Raw genomic sequence first — 22212 nt, 5'->3', positions numbered from 1 at the left:
CCAGCACGTGACCCATACCGAATCCGACCTCGACGCAGCCATCGAGATCGACGCCGAACCCGACGATTCGACGGGCGTGATCGCCGAGGACCTGTCCCAGCCCACCACCATCTCGGTGGACGCCTACATCTCGCCCGAATATGCCCGCAACGAGCGGGACCGGTTGTGGCGCAAAGTCTGGCAGCAGGTCGGCCGGGTCGAGGAGATCCCCGAGATCGGCAGCTACCTCACCTACGACATCCTCGACGACTCGGTCATCATCGTGCGCACCGGACCCGAGGAGTTCACCGCGCACCACAACGTGTGCATGCACCGCGGCCGCAAGTTGATCGACAACCCCGACGGCGCCAAGAACGCCGTCGGCCGGGCCCGGAAATCCTTCGTGTGCGGATTCCACGGCTGGACATACGGACTCGACGGCGCGTGCACCCACATCCGCGAACAGGACGACTGGCAGGGCAAACTGACGCCCACCAACACGCATCTGGCGCCGGTTCAGGTGGACACCTGGGGCGGTTGGTTGTTCATCAACATGGACCCCGCGGCCGAGTCGCTGGCCGACTATCTGTTCCCGGCGTCGAAGATCCTGGATCCCTTCGGGTTGCAGAACATGCGCTACAAGTGGCGCAAATGGCTGTACTTCGATTGCAACTGGAAGGTCGCGATGGAGGCCTTCAACGAGACCTACCACGTGTTCACCACCCACCCGGAGTTCAACAAGTTCGGAGAGTTCAAGGGCTGGGCCAAGGCGCAGGGTAAGCACAGCAACATCGGCTACGACGCGCCGAAAGGTATGGACGAGACCAAGTCCAAGATCAGACTCGGCACCGGGGACCCGCGCATCTCGACCGCCGAGATGCAGGTCTACACCATGGAGGAAACCAACGCCACGACCACCAGGACGCTGGTGGAAGCGGCCAAGCGGCTGGTCGACGAACTGCCCGAGGGCACTCCCGCCGACCAGGTGCTGCAGCACTGGCTGGCCTCGGCCCGCCGGGACGACGAGGCCCGCGGCGTGATCTGGCCGACCATCCCGCCCGACATCCTCGGGCAGAGCGGCACCGCCTGGCAGATCTTCCCGAATTTCCAGGTGGGCCAGGGGTTGACCAGTGCGCTGTGCTACTCGGCGCGCCCCGACCCCAGCTATGACCCGAACAAGTGCATCTTCGAGGTCGCGGTGTTCGAGCTGTATCCCGAAGGCCAGGAGCCACAGACCGAATGGGCCTACACGCCGAAGGATTCGCCGAACTGGCTCTCGGTGCTGCCACAGGACTTCTCGAACATGGCCGCCGTGCAGCAGGGTATGAAGTCGGCCGGCTTCCCCGGCACGCTGCCCAATCCGTACCGCGAACGCAGCACCGTCAATCTGCACCATCAGCTGTCCAAGTACATGGGTATCGGGGAACCTCAAGATATCTAGCGATCTGTGAAGCGGTGACTCCGCAGATCCCGAGCAAGGAGACATAACATGAAGGTCAATCTCGGTACCGGTGCGCAGAACTCGCGCGATTGGGAGCGGGTGATGGCGGGTGATTTCAGTGTGCCGCCGGTGACCCCGGACTACGAATGCGTGCAGGCCGCGCTGGCGCTGGGCGATCTGGCCGAGCCGCTGGGCTTCGACGGTATCTGGTTCCCCGAGCACCAGGGCACCCCGTATGGCATGACGCCCAACCCGATTCAGGCGCTGACATACTTCGCCGGACGCACCGAACGGGTGAGCCTGGGGACTTTCGTCGCGGTGGCACCGTGGTGGAACCCGGTCCGTTTGGCACACCAGATCGCTTACCTCGACATCGTCTCCAACGGCCGCTACACCACCATCGGCATCGGACGAGGGGTGTCCAAGAGCGAGTTCGACGCCGTCGGCGTGCCGCGCGAACAGAGTCGGCAGCGCTTCAACGAGACACTCGATGTGCTGGAACTGGCGTTCAGTGGGGAACGCTTCTCCTACGACGGCGAGATCTTCAAGTTCCCGGAGATGTCGCTACGTCCCGAACCGATCAGCAAGGACCTGTTCTCCCGCATCTATAGTTCGTCGTCGACGGCCGAGTCGCTGGAGATCCTGTCGCGGCGCGGAATGGTCCCACTGTTCGTCGGCAACAAGCCGATCTGGGATGCTGGTGAGGAGGTCCGCAAGGTCAACACCTTCCGCGCCGAAGAGGGCTTCGAGCCCTGTCAGCCCAAGAACGTGATGTTCATGTACTGCACGGCCAAGGAGGACGAGAAACTGGCCGCGCTGACCGAGGAGTGGATCTGGACGGCGAACCGTGATGTCAACGTGCACTATGGATTTGCCGACGCCTCCAACTTCCGCGGGGTCAAGGGATATGAGGCCTACGCCGCCCGGGAGGCGACCGCCACCGCGGTGCTGGCATCACAGGTCGGCGACCAGAAGAAGGGCGGCCCGCCCGGATACCACGCCTCCAATCTGCTGATCGGCACGCCGGAGGTGGTCTTCGAGAAGCTCAAGGCCGCCCAGGAGGCTTGCTCGTTCTCTGAGGTGACCATCGTGCCGCAGTTCGGCACCATGCCCTACGAGGACGCTTTTGCGAGCACCCGGCTGTTCGCCGAGGAAGTGCTGCCCGCGGTGCATGAGATGGCCGCCCCGCTGCATCCCGCGGCATTGCCGGAGAACGCTATCGCATGACGACGCTGGCGAATTCGTGCGGGCCGACCGACACCCCGGCCGATATCGACATCCCCGCTCTGCGTGAGAAGTACGCCGCGGAGCGGGCGAAGCGGCTGCGCCCCGACGGCGGTGATCAATACCTGGAACTCGAAGGCGAGTACGCCGAGTTCGCCGAGGTGGATCCCTATACCACCGTGACCGAGCGGGACCCGATCACCGAGGACGTTGACGTCGTCATCCTCGGCGGCGGGTTCGCCGGGCTGCTGGCCGGTGCGTACCTGAAGAAGGCCGGGGTCGAGGGTATCCGCGTCATCGAGATGGCCGGTGACTTCGGCGGGGTCTGGTACTGGAACCGGTTCCCTGGGATCCAGTGCGACAATGATGCCTACTGCTACATCCCACTGCTCGAAGAGCTCGATTTCATGCCGAGCAAGAAGTTCGCCGACGGTGCCGAGATCTTCCAGCACTGCCGCAACATCGGCAAGCATTTCGGCCTGTACGACGGTGCACTGTTCTCCACCCAGGTGCGCGAACTACGTTGGCAGGACGGGGTGCAGCGCTGGCAGATCAACACCGACCGCGGCGATGAGATCCGGGCCCGATTTGTCGTGATGGCCCAGGGCTCCTACAACCGGCCCAAGCTGCCGGGTATCCCCGGGATCAAGGACTTCCGGGCTGCCGGCGGGCACGTCTTCCACTCGGCGCGCTGGGATTACGACTACACCGGTGGGAGCGCCGACGGCGGGCTGCACAAGCTCGCCGACAAGCGCGTCGCACTGGTCGGCACCGGTGCGACCGGCATTCAGCTGGTGCCGCATCTGGGCCGTGACGCCGAGCAGCTCCTCGTGTTCCAGCGCACCCCGTCCTCGGTCGACGCGCGCAGCAACACTCCGACCGATCCGGCCTGGGCGGCCTCCCTGCAGCCGGGGTGGCAGGAGGAGCGCAAGCGCAACTTCCACAACTGGTCCCCGTTCGTCGGTGTGGTGTTCGGTGAACCGGATCTCGTGTGCGACTTCTGGACCGAACTCGGTCGCAACCTGACCGCGCGGATCGCCGGCAGCGAGGACCCGGCATCGGTCGGCATCGAGCAGATCATGGCCTTCCGCGAGGAAGAGGACTACAAAATCATGGAGCGGCTGCGCCGCCGGGTGGCCGAGATCGTCGACGACCCGGACACCGCGGAGGCGCTGAAGCCGTACTACCGCTTCATGTGTAAGCGGCCCACCTCCAGTGAGCACTATCTGGCCACCTTCAACCGGCCCAACGTGACGCTGATCGACGTGTCGGCGTCCAAGGGGGTGGAACGGCTCACCGAGAAGGGCATCGTCGCCGGCGGTGTCGAATACGAGGTGGACTGCGTGATCTTCGCCAGTGGCTTCGAGATCTCCACCGAGATCCACCGCCGCTTCGCCATCGACGCGATCACCGGCCGGGACGGGCTGTCCCTGTTCGATCACTGGCGCGATGACTACAAGACGCTGCACGGGATGACCAGCCGTGGGTTTCCCAACCAGTTCTTCATGGGATTCATCCAGGGTGGCGTGTCGGCCAACACCACCGCGATGTTCGAGCAACAGGCCAAGCACATCGCCTACATCATCGCCGAGGCGCAGAACCGCGATGCCACGACGGTGGAGCCGAGTCAGGAGGGACAGGACGCCTGGGTGTCCACCGTCCGTGAATTGTCGATCGACAACTCCGCCTTCGAACTGTCCTGCACGCCGGGCTATTACAACAACGAGGGCCGCGGCGGCGCGGTGCGCAACGGTGCCTTCCTCGGGGAGTTCTATTCGCCGGGCTTCTACGCCTTCGATGATCTGATCGCCGAGTGGCGGACCAAGGGCGACCTTGCGGGTCTGGAGCTCTCTTGAGCGCTGCCCTCAGATTCGATGACCGGGTTGCCGTCATCACCGGTGGCGGTCGGGGGCTGGGGCGTGAGTACGCGCTGTTGTTGGCATCCCGCGGCGCGAAGGTGGTGGTCAACGATCCCGGTGGCAGCCTGACCGGTGACGGCGCCGATGCCGCTCCCGCACAGCAGGTCGCCGACGAGATCACCGCTGCCGGGGGCGTGGCGGTGGCCAACACCGATTCGGTGGCAACCCCCGAGGGCGGGCGCGCGATAATCGACGCCGCGGTGTCGGTGTTCGGCCGGGTCGACATCCTGATCCACAATGCCGGCACCGTTCGTCGCGGGTCGCTGCGGGAGTTGAGCTACCAGGACTTCGATGCCGTACTCGACGTGCATCTGCGGGGCGGCTTCCACGTCGTCCGGCAGGCGTTTCCGCTCATGTGCGACAACGGGTTCGGTCGGATCGTGCTGACGTCTTCGATCGGTGGGTTGTACGGCAACCACAACGTGGCCAACTACGGGGTGGCAAAGGCGGGGCTGATCGGACTGTCCAATGTGGCGGCGCTCGAGGGGGCGGCGCACAATGTGACATGCAATGTCGTGGTGCCCAGCGCGGTCACCCGGATGGCCGAGGGTATCGATACCTCGGCCTACCCGCCGATGGGGCCGGAACTGGTCGCGCCGACGGTGGCCTGGCTGTCCCACGAGAGTTGTTCGGTGACAGGGGAGATGCTGGTCGCCATCGGGGGGCGGGTGGCTCGCGCGTTCATCGCCGAGACGGCGGGGGTGTACCGGCCGGCCTGGTCGGTCGAGGACGTGGCGGCAAATATCGATGCCATCCGCGACGACACCGCACCGCTGGTGTTCCCGCCCGTGCCCGACGGTCACACCGACCACATCAGGTATTCGTTCGCCATGGCATCCCAAGGGGCCCAGCATGAGTGACAGCAATGGACCGTTGGAGGGGGTGCGCGTCATCGATGTCACGTCGGTGGTGATGGGCCCCTACTGCACCCAGATCATGGCCGATATGGGCGCCGACGTGATCAAGATCGAGCCGCCCGAGGGCGATATCACCCGTAATGTGGCGGTGGGTCCGTCCCCCGGTATGAACGGTGTTTTCGTCAATGTGAACCGCGGCAAACGCAGCGTTGTGCTCGATCTGCGTTCCGAGGAGGGTGCGGCGGCGCTGCGGGCACTGATCGCGACGGCGGATGTGTTCATCCATTCCATGCGGGCCAAGGCGATCGCCCGGCTCGGGTTCGACTACGTCTCGGTGGCTGCGATCAATCCGAACATCATCTATACCAACTGCTACGGCTACAGCCGACGCGGACCGGACGCCGACCGGCCGGCGTATGACGACACCATCCAGGCCGAATGCGGGCTGCCGGCGGCGCAACGTCAATTGACCGGCGATGCAACGTATGTCGCGACGATCATGGCCGACAAGGTCACTGGGCTCACCGCGCTGTACGCCACCATGATGGCGCTGTTCCACCGGGAGCGCACCGGCGAGGGACAGGAGGTCGAGGTCAGCATGTTCGAGACTATGGCATCCTTCATGCTGGTCGAACATGCCAACGGCGCCATGTTCGACCCTCCGCTCGGGCCGGCGGTGTATCCGCGCACGGTGGCGCCCAATCGGCGGCCCTACGCCACCAAGGACGGGCATGTCGCCGCGCTGATATACAACGACAAGCACTGGAAGGCGTTCATCGACGCGGTGCGGCCGGCCTGGGATACGCCGGAGTACGCGACGTTGGCGTTGCGGGCCAAGCAGATCGACACGGTGTACGGGCTGGTGGCGCAGACCATGCTGGAGCGCACCACCGCGGAGTGGTTGGCGCTGTTCGCAGAACTGGAGATCCCGGCGACGCCGATCAACAGCCTCGACGCGCTGTTCGATTCACCGCAACTCAATGCCGTCGGCTTGTTCGAGACGGTGCAGACGCCGGACGGCCCGGTGCGATTTCCGGGCGTGCCGACCTGGTTCTCGCGGACGCCGGGCCGTGTTCGTGGACCGGCGCCGCGGTTGGGCGCCGACACCGAGGCGGTGCTCGGGGAGTTGCAGGCCGACGTTCGGCGCTGAGGCCCACGCACGCTCTGGTCTCATTGCTCAGCTTCGGCGGGTGCGAACTCCGTTGCGGAACAGTCCGAGGTGAGAGGCGATCGCGGTCCGGCACATCCTCGATTGATGGGGCTGGCGTTGGCCGACCGCAAAGCAGTGGCGGGACGGCGCGCGCATTTTCGTTGAGTCGACGCAGGAAGGGCTTGCGGGAGTATTCGAACACGTGTACGATCGAACACAAGTTCGAATGCAACATCGCTCCCGATCGTCACCCGGTGAGCGCCAGACCGTGGCCCCGGTCGCGGCGAGGTTGCCCTGGTCTTGCGGGACCAGGCATGTGTTGCCTCATCGTGCCCTCGGGCACCGAGTGTGAAAGCCGGTATCCATCATGGACGCCTCCCATTTCGACTCATTTGTCGATGCGCTGATCGATGCCCTCACCCCGGCGTCGCCGCCACCGGACGATCAGGGTGATCGACGGCTGTGTCATCTGTTGGAGTGTCCGCGGCCGGTGGTTGATGACGAGGCTTTGTTGGCGGTGTTGGCTGCGGCGGTGACGGCGGGCAATCTGTTGGCTTTTGTTGTCGCGTCGGCTGTGGCGGCGGCTGAACGTGCCGGGATCCCGGCGCGAAGACATTTGAGGACAGGCACCGATCTGCTGACCCTGCTGGGGATGGCGCCGGGTGCGGCTGTGCGCGCGGTGCGGGTGGGCCGGTCAGCGGATCTGCTGCCGGCGCTGACCACCGCGCAACGTTTGGGTGGTGTCGGGATCGAGTTCGCCGATGCCGTCGGCAAGGGTGTCACCCATATCAATGCCAGAACCAAGCTGTCCGAGGACGATCGGGCGAGTGTGGTGACCAAACTGATGATTCAGACCACCCCGGCCGAGGTGGTGAAGAAGGCGCGGGCGATCGGCATCGACCGCGCCGCAGCCCTCCCTCCGGCGGAGCGGGCAGTGCCGGTTGCCGAGGACGCCGACCTGAACACGATGACGCTGGTCTTGGGCGAGGAGGGCCGGTATGAGGCCACCCTCAACCTCGACGTCGGGACCGGGGAAGGGCTGTGTGCGGCGTTGGATCCGTTGTGCCGGCCGGTCCCGCTGCCGGATGGGTCACCGGACCCGCGGCCGATCGAGAAGCGCCGTGGTGATGCGGTCGCGCAGATCCTGCGGACCTATCTGTCGCAGTCGACGCGACCGATGTCCGGTGGGGCGCTACCGCACGTCACGTTGATCCGGCCCGCATCTGCCGCCGCGGCAGTGGGCGGCGAGGAGGTGGTGGATCGGCTCGGGTTCGGTGGCCCGGTCAGCGCGGCGACCGCGGACCTGATCGCGTGCGATTCCACGTTGACCAGTGTGATCGTCGACTGCTCCGGGGTGCCACTCGACGTCGGCCGCGCCGAGCGGCTGTTCACGCCCGCGATCCGCAAAGCGCTCGGGGTACGCGACGGGGGCTGTGCGCATCCGGGCTGCGGTCGGCCGGTGTCCTGGTGCGACGCCCACCACATCCAACCCTGGAGTGAAGGCGGCCAGACCAGCCTCGACAACGGCGTGCTGCTGTGCCGGCTACACCACAGCCTGATCCATCACGGCGGCTGGACGGTGTACCTCGGCCGCGACCGTCATCCCTGGTTCATCCCACCACATGACCCGTCGGGACCTGAGCCGGAGCACCTGCGCTCACACAATCGACGCACCATGACCGAGCTACCGACTGCCGCATAACCCAGCCGCACAACCGAAGTCGCGCAGAGCAGTTCACGAGGCACCTTGACAACTACACAGTGAAAGGGCTCGGCGGCCCGGCTCGGCTAGATGGTCTTGGCCAACCGATCGGCCAGGATGGCGGCGAAGCGTGCCGGGTCGTCGAGCGACCCGCCCTCGGCGAGAAGCGCTGTCCCGTAGAGCAACTCGGCGGCATCGCTGAGCCCCTCGGCCCCCGATGCCAGGGCGTCGCGCAGCCCCGTGACGAGGGCGTGGTCGGGGTTGAGCTCCAGGATGCGCTTGCCGACCGGCACGTCCTGGCCCGAGGCGCGGTACATGCGCGCCAGCTGTGGGGTGATGCCGAAGGTATCGGTGATCAGGCAGGCCGGCGACGACGTCAATCGGGTCGACAGGCGCACCTCCTTGACATGCTCATCGAGCGTCTCCTGCAACCAGGTGAGCAGCTCGGCGAAGTCCCCGTGCTCCGGCTTGTCCGAATCCGTATCACCGAGGTCGACCTCACCTTTGGCGACGGATTGCAGTGCCTTGCCGTGGAACTCGGGCACCGACTCCACCCACACCTCGTCGACGGGGTCGGTGAGCAGGAGCACCTCGTAGCCCTTGGCCTTGAAGGCCTCCAGGTGCGGGGAACGCTCCAGCAGCTGGCGCGACTCGCCGGTTGCGTAGAAGATCTGCTCCTGGTCGTCCTTCATCCGGCTCACATAGTCGGCCAGCGTGGTTGGGGCGTCCTCGGAGTGGGTCGAGGCAAAGGACGACAGGGCCAGCAGCGTGTCGCGGTTGTCCGCGTCGGAGAGCAGGCCCTCCTTGAACGCGCGGCCGAACTGCGTCCAGAACGTCGCGTAGTCGTCGGGACGGTTGGCCTGCAGATCCTTGATGGCCGACAGCACCTTCTTGGTGAGGCTGCGCCGGATCACCTTGATCTGGCGGTCCTGCTGCAGGATCTCGCGGGACACGTTGAGCGACATGTCCTGCGCGTCGACGACACCCTTGATGAAGCGCAGGTACTCCGGCATGAGCTCGTCGCAGTCGCCCATGATGAAGACGCGCTTGACGTACAACTGCACGCCGGTGTGCCCGTCGCGGTTGAACAGGTCGAACGGCGCCTGTGAGGGGATGAACAACAGTGCCTGGTACTCGAAGGTGCCCTCGGCCTTCATCGCGATGACATCGAGCGGCTCATCCCAGGCGTGGGCGATGTGCCGGTAGAACTCCTTGTACTCCTCGTCGGAGACCTCACTCTTGGACTTCGCCCACAGCGCGGTCCGCGAGTTGATCGTCTCGACCTCGGTCGTGACGGTCGGCGGCGTACCCTCCTCGGCGTCCTCGGGAGCCGGGACGGTCTTCTCCACCTCCATCCGGATCGGCCAGGAGATGAAGTCGGAGTACTTCTTGACCAGCTGCCGGATCTTCCAGGGTGCGGTGTAGTCGTGCAGCTCGTCGTCGGCGTCCTCCGGCTTGAGATGCAAGGTGACCGAGGTGCCCTGCGGGGCATCGTCGACGGTCGCGATGGTGTAGGTACCGTCGCCGCTGGATTCCCAACGAGTAGCGGTACTCTCACCCGCCTTGCGGGTCAGCAGATCGACCTTGTCGGCGACCATGAACGTCGAGTAGAAGCCGATGCCGAACTGACCGATCAGATCGCCGACATCGCCTGCCCCGCTTCGACCGCCGGCGGCGTCGCCGGCCTGCTTCGCCTCGCTGAGCTTGCGGCGCAACTCCCCGGTGCCGGACTTGGCCAGCGTGCCGATCAGGTCGACGACCTCGTCACGGGACATGCCGATACCGTTGTCGCGGATGGTCAGCGTCCGGCCCGCGGTGTCGTCGCCATCACCGGCCGCGCCCGTCCCCACCTCGATGGCGATGTGCAGATCCGAGGTGTCGACGTCCAGGTCCTTGTCCTGGTAGGCCGCCAGCCGCAGCTTGTCCAGCGCATCGGAGGCGTTCGAGACCAGTTCCCGCAGGAACGAGTCCTTGTTCGAGTAGATGGAGTGCACCATCAGCTGCAGCAGCTGACGGGCCTCTGCCTGGAATTCTCTCTGTTCGACCTGCTCGCTCACGCGGCCATACTAAAACCCGTCGGCTCAGCCGAATCGGACCCCCTGAGCAAGTGGCAACTCCGAGGAGTAGTTCACGGTATTGGTCGCCCGACGCATGTAGGCCTTCCACGAATCGGACCCGGATTCGCGGCCTCCGCCGGTCTCCTTCTCGCCGCCGAACGCCCCGCCGATCTCGGCGCCGGACGTGCCGATGTTGACGTTGGCGATGCCGCAGTCGGACCCGTCGGCGGCCATGAACCGCTCCGCCTCGCGGATGTCGGTGGTGAAGATGGCCGACGAGAGCCCCTGCGGCACGGCGTTGTTCAGGGCAATCGCCTCGTCGAGGTCGTCGTAGGTCAGCACGTACAGGATCGGGGCGAACGTCTCGGCATGCACCACCGCGGTCTGCGCCGGCATCCGCACCAGGGCCGGGCGAACATAGTAGGAGCCCTCGCCGAGCTCGACATGCTCGCCGCCGACGACCTCGCCGCCGTCGGCGCGGGCCTGCTCCAGCGCACCCACCATGTCCCGGTAGGAGCGCTCGTGGATCAGCGGCCCGACCAACGTGCCCTCGGCCGCCGGGTCACCGACCGGCAGGCTGGCGTACGCGGTTGCGATGCGCTGCACCAGCGCGTCGGCGACCGATCGGTGCGCGATGACCCGGCGCATCGTGGTGCAGCGCTGACCGGCGGTACTGGCCGCAGAGAACACGATGGCCCGGACGGCCAGGTCCAGGTCCGCCGACGGGGTCACGATGGCGGCGTTGTTGCCGCCCAACTCGAGCAGCACCTTGCCGAACCGGGCGGCCACCCGCGGCCCGACCTCACGGCCCATCCGTACCGAGCCGGTGGCGCTGACCAGCGCGACACGCGGATCGTCGACCAGCTGTTCACCGATCTCGCGACCGCCCTGCACCAGTCCGGCCAGCCCGGCCGGTGCGCCGACATCGGCGGCGGCGCGCTCGACCAGCGCCTGGCAGGCGAGCGCGGTCAACGGGGTCAGCTCCGAGGGCTTCCACACCACGGTGTCACCGCACACCAGCGCGACCGCGGTGTTCCACGCCCACACCGCGACCGGGAAGTTGAAGGCGGTGATGACGCCGACCACGCCGAGCGGGTGCCAGGTCTCCATGAGCCGGTGGCCCGGCCGTTCGGAGGCGATCGTCTTGCCGTACAGCTGCCGGGACAATCCCACGGCGAACTGGCAGATGTCGATCATCTCCTGCACCTCGCCGAGCGCCTCGGAGGTGATCTTGCCGGCCTCCACGGTCACCAGGGTGGCCAGCTCGGCCTTGTGCTCGGTGAGCAGTTCCCCGAGCCGGGCCACCAGGGCCCCGCGCACCGGTGCCGGGGTGGTACGCCAGGTGGTGAAAGCCGTTGCTGCGGCGGCAATGACGGCATCGGCCTCGCTCGCGGTGGTCTCCGCGACGGTGTAGAGCACGTCCCCGGTGATCGGGCTGCTCGCGGGCAGTCCGGGCGTGCCCGGTTCGCCGAGCACGGTCGCAGCGCCCAGGGCGTCGAATGCGGCGCGCACCTGGCTGCGCAGGTCGTCGGCGGTGGGCAGGGTGGATTTCACGGCGGTGGTCATGAACACGCGACTTTCTCGTAGAGCTCGTAGGGGTCGTGGATGTGATGGCCGATCCGGTCGGCCATCCATTGCCGGCTGTACTGCGTCTCGTCGGGACCGCCGGTGGCCGGTGTGTCCCGGTCGAGATTGGACCGGAAGATCCCGGCCGCCGAGGCGGGCAGGAAATCCTCGTAGACAACGGGTCTGGTCGGGTCGTCGCGGTGATAGTAGGCGAGTCCGTCGGCGCACATCTGCGCATCGTCGGCGGGAAAGTGCCGGTGCCAGGTCGCGGCCGGATCGGACTCGGCCATCGCCGCGTCATAGCGCTCGCGGCCGAGCGGGGTCAACGCCACACCGCGCTGCTCGACCTCGCCGAACCGCACCCGCAAGGTGCCCTCGGAGACGGAACCGTCGGCATCGCGGAACCGGCGGGGTTCGGCCAGCGCGCGGAAGGACGTCTGCCGCAACAGGACCTTGGGGCCGGCCACCGCGGGCGGTCCCTGGATCGCGTCGATCATGGTGATGCCGCGATCGGTCATGGCCTGCTGCAGGGCGTCGATGTCCAGTACCCGCGGGGTCAGGTGGTTGATGTGGGTGCTGCGCACCCCGGCGATGTCGGCGGCGACCGCGGAGACGGCCGACAGTTCCTCATACCAGCCGCGGTCGATCGGTTCGCCGGACAGCGCGAACGACGCGACGGCGGCCGCCACGAAGCCCGCCGCCTCATCGGTCGGGCAGCCACCCTCGGCGGCGATCCGACGGGCGGTGGAGATCAGATCGGGAGCGAAGAGTCGGCGTCGGCTCAGGAACGTCTCCACCCTGCTGCGCAGATCGGGGTTGAAGAAGCGCGGGTCGGCGGTGGCCAGCATGGAGGTGAACACCCGGAACGGGTTGCGGGCCAGTTCGTCCGGATCGATGGGCCGGAACGCGGTGGACACCACGGGCACCGGGGAGGCCGCGGTGCGCAGGTCGTAGAAGCCCACCGGGTACATGCCGAATGCCGAGAAAAGGTCGGCGACATCGGTGAGTTCCTCGGCGCTGCCGACCCGGATGGCACCGTGCCGTTCGGCGGTGACGCGGGCCAGTGACCCCAGCCGCTCGGCCTGCGGGTGCCGCTGCACGTGATCGGCGTTGACCTCAGCGCTGACCGCGACCAGGGTGTCGTAGGCGGGGACCTCCGCCCCGTACATGCGGGACAGCGCCGCGGCGAATTGTGCCCGCAACTGCCAGGTTTCAATGCGCGGCACGGCGCCTCCGATACAGTTCGGCCATGACCGACATCGACCACCTCGACGAGATCGACCGGCTGCTGGTCCGGGAGCTGGTCGCCGACGGGCGCGCGACGCTGGCGCATCTGGCGGCCACCGCCGGCCTGTCGGTCTCGGCGGTGCAGTCGCGGGTCCGCCGGCTGGAGTCGCGCGGGGTGATCCTCGGATACACCGCACGGGTCAACCCGGAGACCGTCGGGCCGATGCTGTCGGCGTTCGTCGCAATCACCCCGCTGGACCCCTCTCAACCCGATGACGCTCCCGCCCGGCTGCGGCATATCGACGAGATCGAGTCCTGTCACTCCGTCGCCGGGGATGAGAGCTACGTACTGCTGGTGCGTGTCGCCTCGGCGCGGGCGCTGGAAGACCTGTTGCAGCGGATCCGGACAGCCGCCAACGTGCGCACGCGAAGCACCATCATCTTACAGACTTTTTACGACGGGCGCGCATACCTACCGGAATAGTTCCGGTCTACGCATGATCAAACCGTAAAGATTGCGTTAGGATGGCGGCATGACCGCTGTTCTGACTTCTGCCGCGCCCGACCGGGCCGTCACCGCCGACCGGGTGCACGATGTGCTGCGTGCCAGCCTGCTCACCGACGGCATGGACCTGGTGCTCGACCTGGACGCCTCCCGCGGGTCGGTTCTCGTCGACGCCCGCGACGGACGTCGCTACCTGGACATGTTCACGTTCTTCGCCTCCTCGGCACTGGGCATGAATCACCCGGCGCTGGCCGATGACGCGGCGTTCCGCGCCGAGCTCGCGCAGGCCGCCGTCAACAAGCCGAGCAACTCGGACGTGTACACCGTGCCGATGGCCCGTTTCGTGCAGACCTTCGCCCGGGTGCTCGGCGATCCGGCGCTGCCGCACCTGTTCTTCGTCGACGGGGGAGCGCTGGCCGTGGAGAACGCGCTGAAGGTTGCGTTCGACTGGAAGAGTCGGCACAACGAGGCCAACGGACGCGACCCGGAACTGGGTACCAGGGTGCTGCACCTGCGTGGCGCCTTCCACGGTCGCAGCGGCTACACCCTCTCGTTGACCAACACCGACCCCAACAAGGTCGCGCGGTTCCCGAAGTTCGATTGGCCGCGCATCGACGCCCCGTACGTCCGGCCCGGTGTCGACATCGAGGAGTTGGAGGCGGAGTCGCTGCGCCAGGCCCGCGCGGCGTTCGTGGCGCATCCGCATGACATCGCCTGCTTCATCGCCGAACCGGTGCAGGGTGAGGGTGGCGATCGGCACATGCGCCCGCAGTTCTTCGCCGCCATGCGCGCGCTCTGCGACGAGTTCGACGCGCTGCTGATCTTCGACGAGGTGCAGACCGGGTGTGGCATCACCGGAACCGCCTGGGCCTACCAGCAATTGGGCGTTACCCCAGATGTGGTGGCGTTCGGTAAGAAGACCCAGGTGTGCGGTGTGATGGCGGGCCGGCGCGTCGACGATGTCGCCGACAACGTCTTTGCCGTCAGCTCCCGGATCAACTCGACCTGGGGTGGCAACCTGACCGATATGGTCCGCGCACGGCGCATCCTGGAGATCGTCGAGGCCGAGGATCTGATCGGTCACGCGGCCGATGCGGGCAGGCATCTGCTCGGTAGATTGAACTGGCTGGCAACCGAATTCCCCGGCAAGGTGCTCGACCCCCGCGGGCGCGGGCTGATGTGCGCCTTCAGCCTGCCGAGCACGGCCGAGCGCGACGAACTGGTGCGCAGACTGTGGGACCGCCAGGTCATCATGCTCGCCAGCGGACCGGACTCGGTGCGCTTCCGGCCGGCCCTGACGGTGTCACCCGCCGAACTCGACGCCGCGGTGGACGCGGTGCGCGACGTCCTGGCCGGCGGGTAATCAGCGCGTCGGTCCGGCGAGTTCGCGGATCAGCTTCTTCAGTCGCGGCAGATCGGCCCCGCCGACCAGGGTGCATCCGTGACGCTCGGCCAATTTCCTTGCCGCCGGCGTGAAATCGTTGTTGGTGACCACCATGGTGTGCGAGCAATCCTGCATGGCGGCGCCGGCGACGACCTCCTGCACGGCCCCGGTGCCGACCGGTCGCGCCACGCGCTTGCACTGGATGGCCAACCGGTCGGGGCGGCGGCCGACCACCAAATCGACACCCCAGTCACCGGTCACCGAGGTCATGATCACCGAGACCCCGCAGGATCGCGCGATCCGGGCGACGTAATCCTCGAACTCGGTGCCCGACATCAGATCGACCGGGTTCTCACCGGGTGCCGGGGTGCGCAGGCCGGTCAGCACGTGCGGCACCGCCGCGACGAGCACCGGTACCAGCATCGCGACACCGAGTGCGGCGATAGCGCTCGCGCCCCAGAGCAGTGCCGCCCCGCCCGCGGCGGCGCCGAGGGCGACGAGGGTCGTGATGCGCACGCACGGATCATAGGAGCGTGGGCCGACATGCAACTTGAGGGTTGCATTAGATCCGCCGATGTGCAACTCTGGAGTTGCAATCATTCGGCACCGAGGAGAATCCCATGAGCACACTCGAGATCACCCGCAGCATCGACATCGCCGCCGCGCCGGCCAAGGTCTGGGCCGCACTCACCGAGCAGGACCTGATCGCCCAATGGATGGGCGACAGCGCCGAATTCGATCCGGTGCCCGGCGGTACGGGTTTCTTCGGCTGGTCCGGGCACGGCCGGTTCCGGGTGGTTGTCGAGCAGATCGAGGCGCCGACATTGCTGGTGTACCGCTGGGCCAGACAGTCCGATACCGACCCGGTGCGGGGCAATTCGACCGTGGTGCGCTTCGAGCTGAGCCCCATCGACGGTGGCACCCGACTCTCCGTGCTGGAGAGCGGCTTCGACGAACTGGACGATCCGGCGACGGCACACGCCGAGAACACCGGCGGCTGGCAGGCCGAACTCGACGACCTCATCGGGTTCCTCGAGATGTCGGCATGACGGCCGAACCGCCGGTCATGTTGGCGGTGCTGGCCGACGAAACCCGTTGGCGCATACTCACCGAACTCGGCTCGGCCGACCTGTCCGCCAGCGCACTGGCCACCCGACTGCCGGTCAGCAGGCAGGCGATCGCCAAGCATCTGTCGGTCCTGTCGACCGCTGGCCTGGTCGAGGCCGTGCCGGCCGGTCGGGAGATCCGGTACCGCGCGCTCGGTGCGAAGCTCAGCGCACTGGGCGCCGAACTCACCGAGATCGCCCGGCAGTGGGACCGTCGTCTGCTGGCCATCAAGCGCATCGCCGAAGGGCTGGAGTAGCAAGCCCAGGCCACCGCGCGGACTGGCCAGGGACCCGACCGCGGGTGCGTTTGTCCGGCGTCGCACCGGGCACCCAACCGCCATGGACCATTGCGCGACGCTCGACGACCGGTGCGGCGCGCTCGCCGACCGAGGGCCGGGGGTGCGCTGATGGACGGCGAGCCGAACGGAGCACACCGAGACGACCCGGAGACCCGCTCGGCGATCCGATTCGGCCTGATGGCGTCGATCCTGGGGGTGGCCTTCCTGATCCTCGCCGCGGTGCTGGCACACGGCTGCGACGGCGCGGTGACCGATTCCGCCGCCTGCGGGCGACCCCAGCGCCTGGTGTTGGCACTCGGTGCGCCGGTCTTGCTCTTCGCCGCGGGTGTGCGTGCGTTCCTGCGCACGTACCGACTGTGGAAGGTCAACGGCAGGTGGTGGGCCTGGCAGGGCGCCGGGTGGTTCCTAATGCTGCTCATGTTGCTGGTGCTCACCATGGGTCTGCCGGCGATCGGTGGATTCGGGCAGTGAACGCCGCGCGACGGTTCTACCCTGGACCATGACCCGGAAACGGGTTGTCGGGACGCAGGAGGGTAGCTATGAAAGGTCCCAGAGATCCTGTCGATCACACCCGCACGACGCGCACTCACGCCGGCGAGTCGATGAAAGACAACATCATCATGCCCGCGCTCATCGTCATCGGTGTGTCGCTGGTGCTCTTCGTCGGATGCCTTGCCGCATTCGCCACCCGTCACCACGACGTCGGCCTGACGCTGGCGGCCCTGTCGGCCGCGGGTTTCGTCGTCGGCGCACTGTGGATGGCGGTGGAGCACCGTCGCGTGCGGCAGTTGGAGGAGCGCTGGTACGCGGCGCATCCGGAGGTGGTCCGGCAACGCCCGGCCAGCTGACGCCCGGAGCCGCCGAATCAGCGGCCCCGCCCACGGGTCGGGGGTCGGCGAAAAGGCGCCCATGACAAGGTGTCCACGACAAGGCGCCACGGCGAGCCACCCACGACACGGCGCCCACGACACGGCGCCCACGACACGGCGCCCACGACACGGCGCCCACGAAAAGGCCCAGCCCCGCGGGGGAGCCGGGCTGGGCCGGTTCGTGGCCGATCGTGCGGTAGGGGCGCTACTGCTGTTCGGATCGCTGACGCTGCTCGGCGGCGTCGGCACCGCTACGCGCGGCTTCGGCCTCGGCTTCCTTCTTGGAGGCCTCGCGTTCGGCATCGGCCTTGTCCTGCTGGGCCTGGCCCTCGCGGGTCAGATCATCGCGGCCGGTGACGCTGCCGACCGCCTCCTTCGCCTTGCCCTTGACGCCTTCGACGACGCCACTGAGGCCCTCTTCGGGCCCGCTCTTGTCGCTCATCCATCCGACCTTTCCGCTACTGGAGTGGATTGGTGATGTGCGGGGCTCGGTCCCGCACACCGCCGGGCTTCCCGCACGGCGGCGGCCCAAACATGGTCGTTGAGCGGTTTGACGGGCCCGTCAGCGGGGTATTCCGCCCGGGCAACAGAGCAAGTCGCGCAACAGACCTAGCGATGGAGGCCTCATGGGACGCGGACTCATCGGCACGGTGGTGCTGATCTGGTTGTTGATCGGGGTGTTCGCGGCGTGGCAGCGCGACTACTTCGCGGGCGGAGAAACGAACTGTGCGACAGCGGGATCCATCGCGCTGACGGTGGTCGCGGGACCCCTCAATTACGCCGGAGTCAATCCGAAGGTCACCGATTGCAAACTGCCGCAACCGAGTTCGATGGGAACAATGGAGGTGAGGGTGTCGTGATAGTCCTCGGAGCGATTCTGCTCATACTGGGGTTCGTGCTGGACGTGTACCTGCTGTGGGTGGTCGGCGTGGTGCTGCTGGTGGCCGGCGCGGTGTTCTGGCTGCTGGGTTCCATCGGCCGGCCGGTGGCGGGTCGACGCGCCTGGTATTGATGCCCGCCGTCCGTCATGGACAGTTTGGAGCATGACCGGCGTTGGAACGAGAACGCCCGTAACGAGACGAGTGTGCAAAGGCTGGACCGTAACTGGTCCAGCCTTTTGCAGGAGTTACGGGTGGTGCAGACCGGCGTCCAACTCCTCACCGGCCTGCTGTTGACCCTGCCGTTCCACGACGGCTTCGAGGATCTGCGCCCCGAACTGCGCATCGTGTACCTGTGCACGGTGTCCTGCTCCATCGCGGCGACCGTGCTGCTGATCGCTCCGATCGGTGTGCACCGACTGATGTTTCGCCGGCACCGTCTCGATGTCGTCGTCTACACCGCGCACCGCCTCGCCTACGCCGGCATCCTGCTGCTCGCCCTCACCCTGGTCGGGGTGATGGTGCTGATCTTCGGTGCCGTGCTCGAACCGCGGATCGGTGTCGTGGCCGGACTGGTCACCGCATCGGGCATCGTCGTCTTCTGGATCGCGCTGCCCGTCATGCTCCGGGTGCGCGCCGGCCGACCGACGCGGTCGGCCGATGAACCGGCGGAGTGACCTCGGCGTTTGTCGGGCCGGACGCTCGGGTATGCGATGCGCATGACGCGATTCGGATACACCTTGATGACAGAGCAGGCCGGGCCCAAAGACCTTGTGCGGCATGCTATTTCTGCCGAGCAGGCCGGTTTCGACTTCGAGGTGTGCAGTGACCACTTCTCACCGTGGCTGACCAGTCAGGGCCATGCGCCCAACGCGTGGGCGGTGCTGGGCGCGGTCGCCACGATGACCTCACGGGTGGGCCTGTACTCCTATGTCACCTGCCCCACGATGCGCTATCACCCGGCCGTCGTGGCCCAGCAGGCGGCCACCGTACAGATCCTCGCCGACGGCCGGTTCACCCTCGGCCTCGGCAGCGGGGAGAACCTCAACGAACACGTGGTCGGTGCCGGCTGGCCCGCCGCACCGCGCCGGCTCGACATGCTGGCCGAGGCGATCAAGGTGATCCGCGAGCTGCTCACCGGCGACCTGGTCGACTTCCACGGCGAGTACTTCTCGGTCGACTCGGCGCGGATCTGGGACGTCCCGGAGGAGCCGGTCGGAATCGGAGTGTCCATCACCGGGGACCGCACGGTCGAGAAATTCGCCGTGCTGGCCGATCACCTGATCAACACCGCGCCCGACGGGGACGTCGTGGCGAGCTGGCAGCGGGCGCGGCAGCCGATGGGCCTACCGGAGGGCCGGGTGGTGGGGCAGTTGCCGGTGTGCTGGGATTCCGACCGCGACGCCGCAATCGAAAGGGCACACGACCAGTTCCGCTGGTTCGCCGGCGGCTGGTCGGTGAACGCCGATCTGCCCACCCCGGCCGGATTCGCCGCAGCCAGCCAGTTCGTCCGGCCCGAGGATGTGGCCTCGTCGATACCGTGCGGTCCGGACCTCGATGCCATCGTCGAGAAGGTGGGCGCCTTCCGCGACGCCGGATTCACCGACGTGGCACTGGTCCAGGTGGGCGGCGACAGCCAGGACCGGTTCCTGGCCGAGGCCGCACCCGCACTGCTGGCGGCGTTGCGTGCCGAACTGGGCGACTGACTCAGAGCGAGCGCAGCAGCGACGTCTCGCCGTCGGCCCAGCACTTCACCATCCGCGCGGCGAGCCGATCCTCGACAATATGGCGCGCCCGGATGCCGAGCACCACGTCGGCCTCCAGCTCCGGTTCATCGGCCAGCAACCCGCCGACGACATCGTCGACCAACCGTCCGGACACCGCGTCGGGTTCGATGCGGTCGCGGTAGAACCGTGCGCACGCCGCCGGTGCCCGCAGCCGGTGCAGCGCCTGCACCAGTCGCTGTGACGCGGGTGCGGAGGTCATCTCGGCGGCGAAGTGCCCGATCGCCGCACCGCGCAGGCTGCGGTTGAGCCCGAACATCGACACCGCGTTGACTGCCGCCAGCGCTTCGGCGGGCACCATGTCCAGATAGGCCAGATATCCGCCGTCCAGGCCGGCGGCGGACATCAACTCCGCGAAGATGCGCTGCCGCATATGTGCGGCGGTGCCGGCGCCGTAGTTCTGATACTGCACGGCCACCACTGCGGCCTTGGCCGCACCGGCCAGTCGAGGGATCAGCCAGGCCTGCAGGTCGGGCTCTTTGAGGTGGTACACGGAGCGGTGCACGAAGTACTCGCACATCTGCTGCCACGTGCCCTCCGTGCGCAGGAAGTGTGCGGGGCCGTCCGGCTGCCCACCTGCCGGCCGACGAATCTCGGCCCAGACGTCGGTGCCCGTGATATCGCCGGCACACCGGCGCAGGTGGCCGAGAAAGGACCGCTCCAAGCGGCCGCGCAGACCGACCAGATCGGCGTCCCATTCCCAGGTGGGGTCGGTGCCGCGGAATCCGCGGTAGCACAGTTCGTAGGCCACGAAGAGGGCCAGCTGGATATCGCGGCCCATGGGGTCTGCGCCGTCCGGCCGGACCCGGGTCAGATCCTGGACCCGGCCGGACAGCTGTGCGATGAGCGCTCCCGAGACCGGCCCGGCGGGAGCCGGGAGCTTCGGTGAGACGGTCATGCGAATCAGACCTCGGTGTCACATGGGGCGATCAGACCTTGCTGCGCACCCGACGCCAGCCCGATGCCGCCTGATCGCTGCCCTGCTCCCAGGCGGTTTCGGCCTGCTCGCGGGCGGACTCGGCCAGCTCCACGCCACGGCGGCGGGCCTCGGCGGCGATCGGTGCGCTGCGCTCGGCCGCGCGCTCAAGGGCCGAGCTACCGCGCTCGACGGCCTCCTCGGCCAGCTTCGCGCTGCGCTTGCGGGCCTTCTTGGCGATCGGGGCGCTCTTCTCGGCACCCTTCTCCAGCGCGGTGGCGCCGCGGTCCAGCGCCGTCTCGGCCAGTTCGGCACCACGCTTGCGGGCCTTCTTGGCGATGGGTGCGGTTTTCTCCGCGCCCTTGTACAGCGCCGCGGCGCTGCGGTCGTACGCGATGCCCAACGAGTCCGCGGCGGACTCGAAGGCCGAGGCGGCCAACGGGACGCCCCGCTCCAAGGCGGCGTCGGCCAGTTCGCGGCTGCGCTCCACCCCGACATGCACACCGTGCCCGAGTCGGTCAGCCAGTTCGGAGTCCAGCAGGGAGTCATCGGAACCGGGCAGCCGCTCGGAAACGGCCTGCACGACCTTGCGCCCGGCCCGGCGACCGCGCCAGCCCAGGGAGGGCTTGCCTGCGGTGTCCGCCGACGCCAGCACCAGACCACCGATCAGGCTCAGGTCGGTCAGGAAGGCGCGGCGCTTCTCGGCCTTGGCGACCGGGTCGGTCTCGTCCCAGAACATGTGCCTGCCCAGATTGGCGGGGATGACGGTGGCGGCCAGCAGACCCGCGGCCACCCGCGGCACCCGGCCGGTGGCCAGCAGCAGACCGCCGCCGATCTGGACGGCGGCGTTGATACGAGCGACGGTCACGGCGTTGTCGGGAACCTTGTCCGAGACCGGGCTGGGCAACGACTGGAGTCCGTCCAGGGTGGGCTGAACGACCTCAGCGGCAGGCTTCACATCGCGCAGGGCTTCGATTCCCTGGCCGATGAAAGCAGCGGACAACAACGGGCGGGCTATTCGGCGTACCAACATGCCCGGGAATGTTCCCACCTCGGCATCGGTGCAAACCACTCCACTCCCAGCCGCTTTCACCACCGCTCACACCGGTTGTGTTCAGTACCGGTCGTCGTGACCGTCGAGATCATCGCCGGCGTCGATGGACTGCTCCTGCCAATCGGCGTCGGGGGTCTCCAGGGCCGGCGGGCCGGTGACCGGGCCGGGCGCAGCGTCCGCCTCGACCACCTCGCGGGACTGTTCGACGGCATCGGCGACGGGCACATCGTCGGGTACGCGATCAGTACTCATGGTGGCGGAATACCCGTGGCGCGCAGGCGGAAACCGCACGCCG

At 67.4% G+C, this 22212-nt stretch carries 24 protein-coding genes; 16 read left to right on the top strand and 8 right to left on the bottom strand.

Annotated elements, in window-relative coordinates:
* The first annotated feature begins 7 nt into the window (after positions 1-7).
* The 6 genes from BST17_RS09940 to BST17_RS09915 all read left to right on the top strand — a co-directional run bounded on the left by BST17_RS09940 (position 8) and on the right by BST17_RS09915 (position 8272).
* Positions 8-1420, top strand: coding sequence for an aromatic ring-hydroxylating oxygenase subunit alpha (locus BST17_RS09940; protein WP_083057489.1), 1413 nt, complete (start codon positions 8-10; stop codon positions 1418-1420).
* A 48-nt stretch (positions 1421-1468) separates the two neighbouring features.
* Positions 1469-2647 carry an LLM class flavin-dependent oxidoreductase gene (locus BST17_RS09935; RefSeq protein WP_083057487.1) on the top strand — a complete coding sequence of 393 codons (1179 nt, stop codon included), beginning with the start codon at positions 1469-1471 and terminating at the stop codon, positions 2645-2647.
* On the top strand, positions 2644-4500 hold the full coding sequence (locus BST17_RS09930) for a flavin-containing monooxygenase (RefSeq protein ID WP_083057485.1): 1857 nt from the start codon (positions 2644-2646) through the stop codon (positions 4498-4500). Before BST17_RS09935 ends, BST17_RS09930 begins: the two co-directional genes overlap by 4 nt.
* Complete coding sequence (locus BST17_RS09925) at positions 4497-5423, top strand: SDR family NAD(P)-dependent oxidoreductase (RefSeq protein ID WP_083057484.1); 927 nt, start codon at positions 4497-4499, stop codon at positions 5421-5423. The genes BST17_RS09930 and BST17_RS09925 overlap by 4 nt, the downstream gene beginning before the upstream one ends.
* Complete coding sequence (locus BST17_RS09920) at positions 5416-6570, top strand: CaiB/BaiF CoA transferase family protein (RefSeq protein ID WP_083057482.1); 1155 nt, start codon at positions 5416-5418, stop codon at positions 6568-6570. Before BST17_RS09925 ends, BST17_RS09920 begins: the two co-directional genes overlap by 8 nt.
* A gap of 367 nt (positions 6571-6937) precedes the next feature.
* Complete coding sequence (locus BST17_RS09915; RefSeq protein WP_083057480.1) at positions 6938-8272, top strand: HNH endonuclease signature motif containing protein; 1335 nt, start codon at positions 6938-6940, stop codon at positions 8270-8272.
* 86 nt (positions 8273-8358) lie between these two features.
* Here BST17_RS09915 and htpG read toward each other — a convergent pair whose 3' ends face one another.
* The 3 genes from htpG to hglS are packed head-to-tail and all read right to left on the bottom strand — an operon-like array spanning position 8359 to position 13121.
* A complete protein-coding gene (htpG, locus tag BST17_RS09910; protein WP_083057478.1) occupies positions 8359-10329 on the bottom strand; it encodes a molecular chaperone HtpG in 1971 nt (656 codons plus the stop codon).
* 24 nt (positions 10330-10353) lie between these two features.
* Positions 10354-11895 carry an L-piperidine-6-carboxylate dehydrogenase gene (amaB, locus tag BST17_RS09905; protein WP_083057477.1) on the bottom strand — a complete coding sequence of 514 codons (1542 nt, stop codon included), beginning with the start codon at positions 11893-11895 and terminating at the stop codon, positions 10354-10356.
* The gene (gene hglS, locus BST17_RS09900) at positions 11892-13121 is read right to left on the bottom strand and encodes a 2-oxoadipate dioxygenase/decarboxylase (RefSeq protein ID WP_109750066.1); all 1230 of its coding nucleotides are present in this window, start codon (positions 13119-13121) and stop codon (positions 11892-11894) included. The genes amaB and hglS overlap by 4 nt, the downstream gene beginning before the upstream one ends.
* Positions 13122-13144: 23 nt before the next feature.
* Between hglS and BST17_RS09895 the strand changes: the two genes are divergently transcribed.
* Positions 13145-13606 carry an Lrp/AsnC family transcriptional regulator gene (locus tag BST17_RS09895; protein WP_083057475.1) on the top strand — a complete coding sequence of 154 codons (462 nt, stop codon included), beginning with the start codon at positions 13145-13147 and terminating at the stop codon, positions 13604-13606.
* A 49-nt stretch (positions 13607-13655) separates the two neighbouring features.
* Complete coding sequence (gene lat, locus BST17_RS09890; protein WP_083057474.1) at positions 13656-14990, top strand: L-lysine 6-transaminase; 1335 nt, start codon at positions 13656-13658, stop codon at positions 14988-14990.
* Here the strand turns inward: lat and BST17_RS09885 are convergent, their stop codons facing one another.
* On the bottom strand, positions 14991-15527 hold the full coding sequence (locus BST17_RS09885) for a restriction endonuclease (protein ID WP_234807609.1): 537 nt from the start codon (positions 15525-15527) through the stop codon (positions 14991-14993).
* 104 nt (positions 15528-15631) lie between these two features.
* Between BST17_RS09885 and BST17_RS09880 the strand changes: the two genes are divergently transcribed.
* The 4 genes from BST17_RS09880 (at position 15632) to usfY (ending at position 17264) form a co-directional block, all read left to right on the top strand.
* Complete coding sequence (locus BST17_RS09880; RefSeq protein WP_083057564.1) at positions 15632-16060, top strand: SRPBCC domain-containing protein; 429 nt, start codon at positions 15632-15634, stop codon at positions 16058-16060.
* Positions 16057-16374 carry an ArsR/SmtB family transcription factor gene (locus tag BST17_RS09875; RefSeq protein WP_083057473.1) on the top strand — a complete coding sequence of 106 codons (318 nt, stop codon included), beginning with the start codon at positions 16057-16059 and terminating at the stop codon, positions 16372-16374. The genes BST17_RS09880 and BST17_RS09875 overlap by 4 nt, the downstream gene beginning before the upstream one ends.
* A gap of 150 nt (positions 16375-16524) precedes the next feature.
* Positions 16525-16887 (top strand): hypothetical protein, encoded by a 363-nt coding sequence (locus BST17_RS09870; protein WP_083057472.1) that lies wholly within the window; start codon positions 16525-16527, stop codon positions 16885-16887.
* Positions 16888-16955: 68 nt separating this feature from the next.
* Positions 16956-17264 carry a protein UsfY gene (gene usfY / locus BST17_RS09865; RefSeq protein WP_083057471.1) on the top strand — a complete coding sequence of 103 codons (309 nt, stop codon included), beginning with the start codon at positions 16956-16958 and terminating at the stop codon, positions 17262-17264.
* A 226-nt stretch (positions 17265-17490) separates the two neighbouring features.
* On the opposite strand, the gene mbp1 is transcribed toward usfY, so the two are convergent.
* On the bottom strand, positions 17491-17727 hold the full coding sequence (gene mbp1, locus BST17_RS09860) for a microaggregate-binding protein 1 (protein ID WP_083057470.1): 237 nt from the start codon (positions 17725-17727) through the stop codon (positions 17491-17493).
* 184 nt (positions 17728-17911) lie between these two features.
* Between mbp1 and BST17_RS09855 the strand changes: the two genes are divergently transcribed.
* Genes BST17_RS09855 through BST17_RS09845 form a run of 4 tightly spaced genes read left to right on the top strand, consistent with a single transcriptional unit; the run spans position 17912 to position 19869 of the window.
* Positions 17912-18145, top strand: coding sequence for a hypothetical protein (locus BST17_RS09855; RefSeq protein WP_083057469.1), 234 nt, complete (start codon positions 17912-17914; stop codon positions 18143-18145).
* Complete coding sequence (locus BST17_RS28705; RefSeq protein WP_109750064.1) at positions 18142-18297, top strand: DUF6131 family protein; 156 nt, start codon at positions 18142-18144, stop codon at positions 18295-18297. Before BST17_RS09855 ends, BST17_RS28705 begins: the two co-directional genes overlap by 4 nt.
* Before the next feature lie 15 nt (positions 18298-18312).
* On the top strand, positions 18313-18840 hold the full coding sequence (locus BST17_RS09850) for a DUF6328 family protein (protein WP_083057468.1): 528 nt from the start codon (positions 18313-18315) through the stop codon (positions 18838-18840).
* A 42-nt stretch (positions 18841-18882) separates the two neighbouring features.
* Entirely contained in the window at positions 18883-19869 is a 987-nt protein-coding gene (locus BST17_RS09845; RefSeq protein WP_083057562.1) for an LLM class F420-dependent oxidoreductase, read from the top strand.
* Between the two features lies 1 nt (position 19870).
* Here the strand turns inward: BST17_RS09845 and BST17_RS09840 are convergent, their stop codons facing one another.
* The 3 genes from BST17_RS09840 to BST17_RS09830 form a co-directional block, all read right to left on the bottom strand.
* Positions 19871-20845: an iron-containing redox enzyme family protein gene (locus tag BST17_RS09840; protein WP_083057467.1), complete on the bottom strand. Its 975-nt coding sequence runs from the start codon at positions 20843-20845 to the stop codon at positions 19871-19873.
* Positions 20846-20876: 31 nt separating this feature from the next.
* Entirely contained in the window at positions 20877-21896 is a 1020-nt protein-coding gene (locus BST17_RS09835) for a DoxX family protein (RefSeq protein WP_083057466.1), read from the bottom strand.
* An 81-nt stretch (positions 21897-21977) separates the two neighbouring features.
* On the bottom strand, positions 21978-22169 hold the full coding sequence (locus tag BST17_RS09830) for a hypothetical protein (RefSeq protein WP_083057465.1): 192 nt from the start codon (positions 22167-22169) through the stop codon (positions 21978-21980).
* Between the last annotated feature and the right edge of the window lie 43 nt (positions 22170-22212).

Origin of the sequence: Mycolicibacterium bacteremicum (genome assembly GCF_002086115.1) — a bacterium.
Taxonomy (GTDB): Bacteria; Actinomycetota; Actinomycetes; order Mycobacteriales; family Mycobacteriaceae; genus Mycobacterium; species Mycobacterium bacteremicum.
The sequence above is the reverse complement of the archived record's forward strand: the minus strand, read 5'-3'. Positions and strand labels throughout refer to the sequence as shown.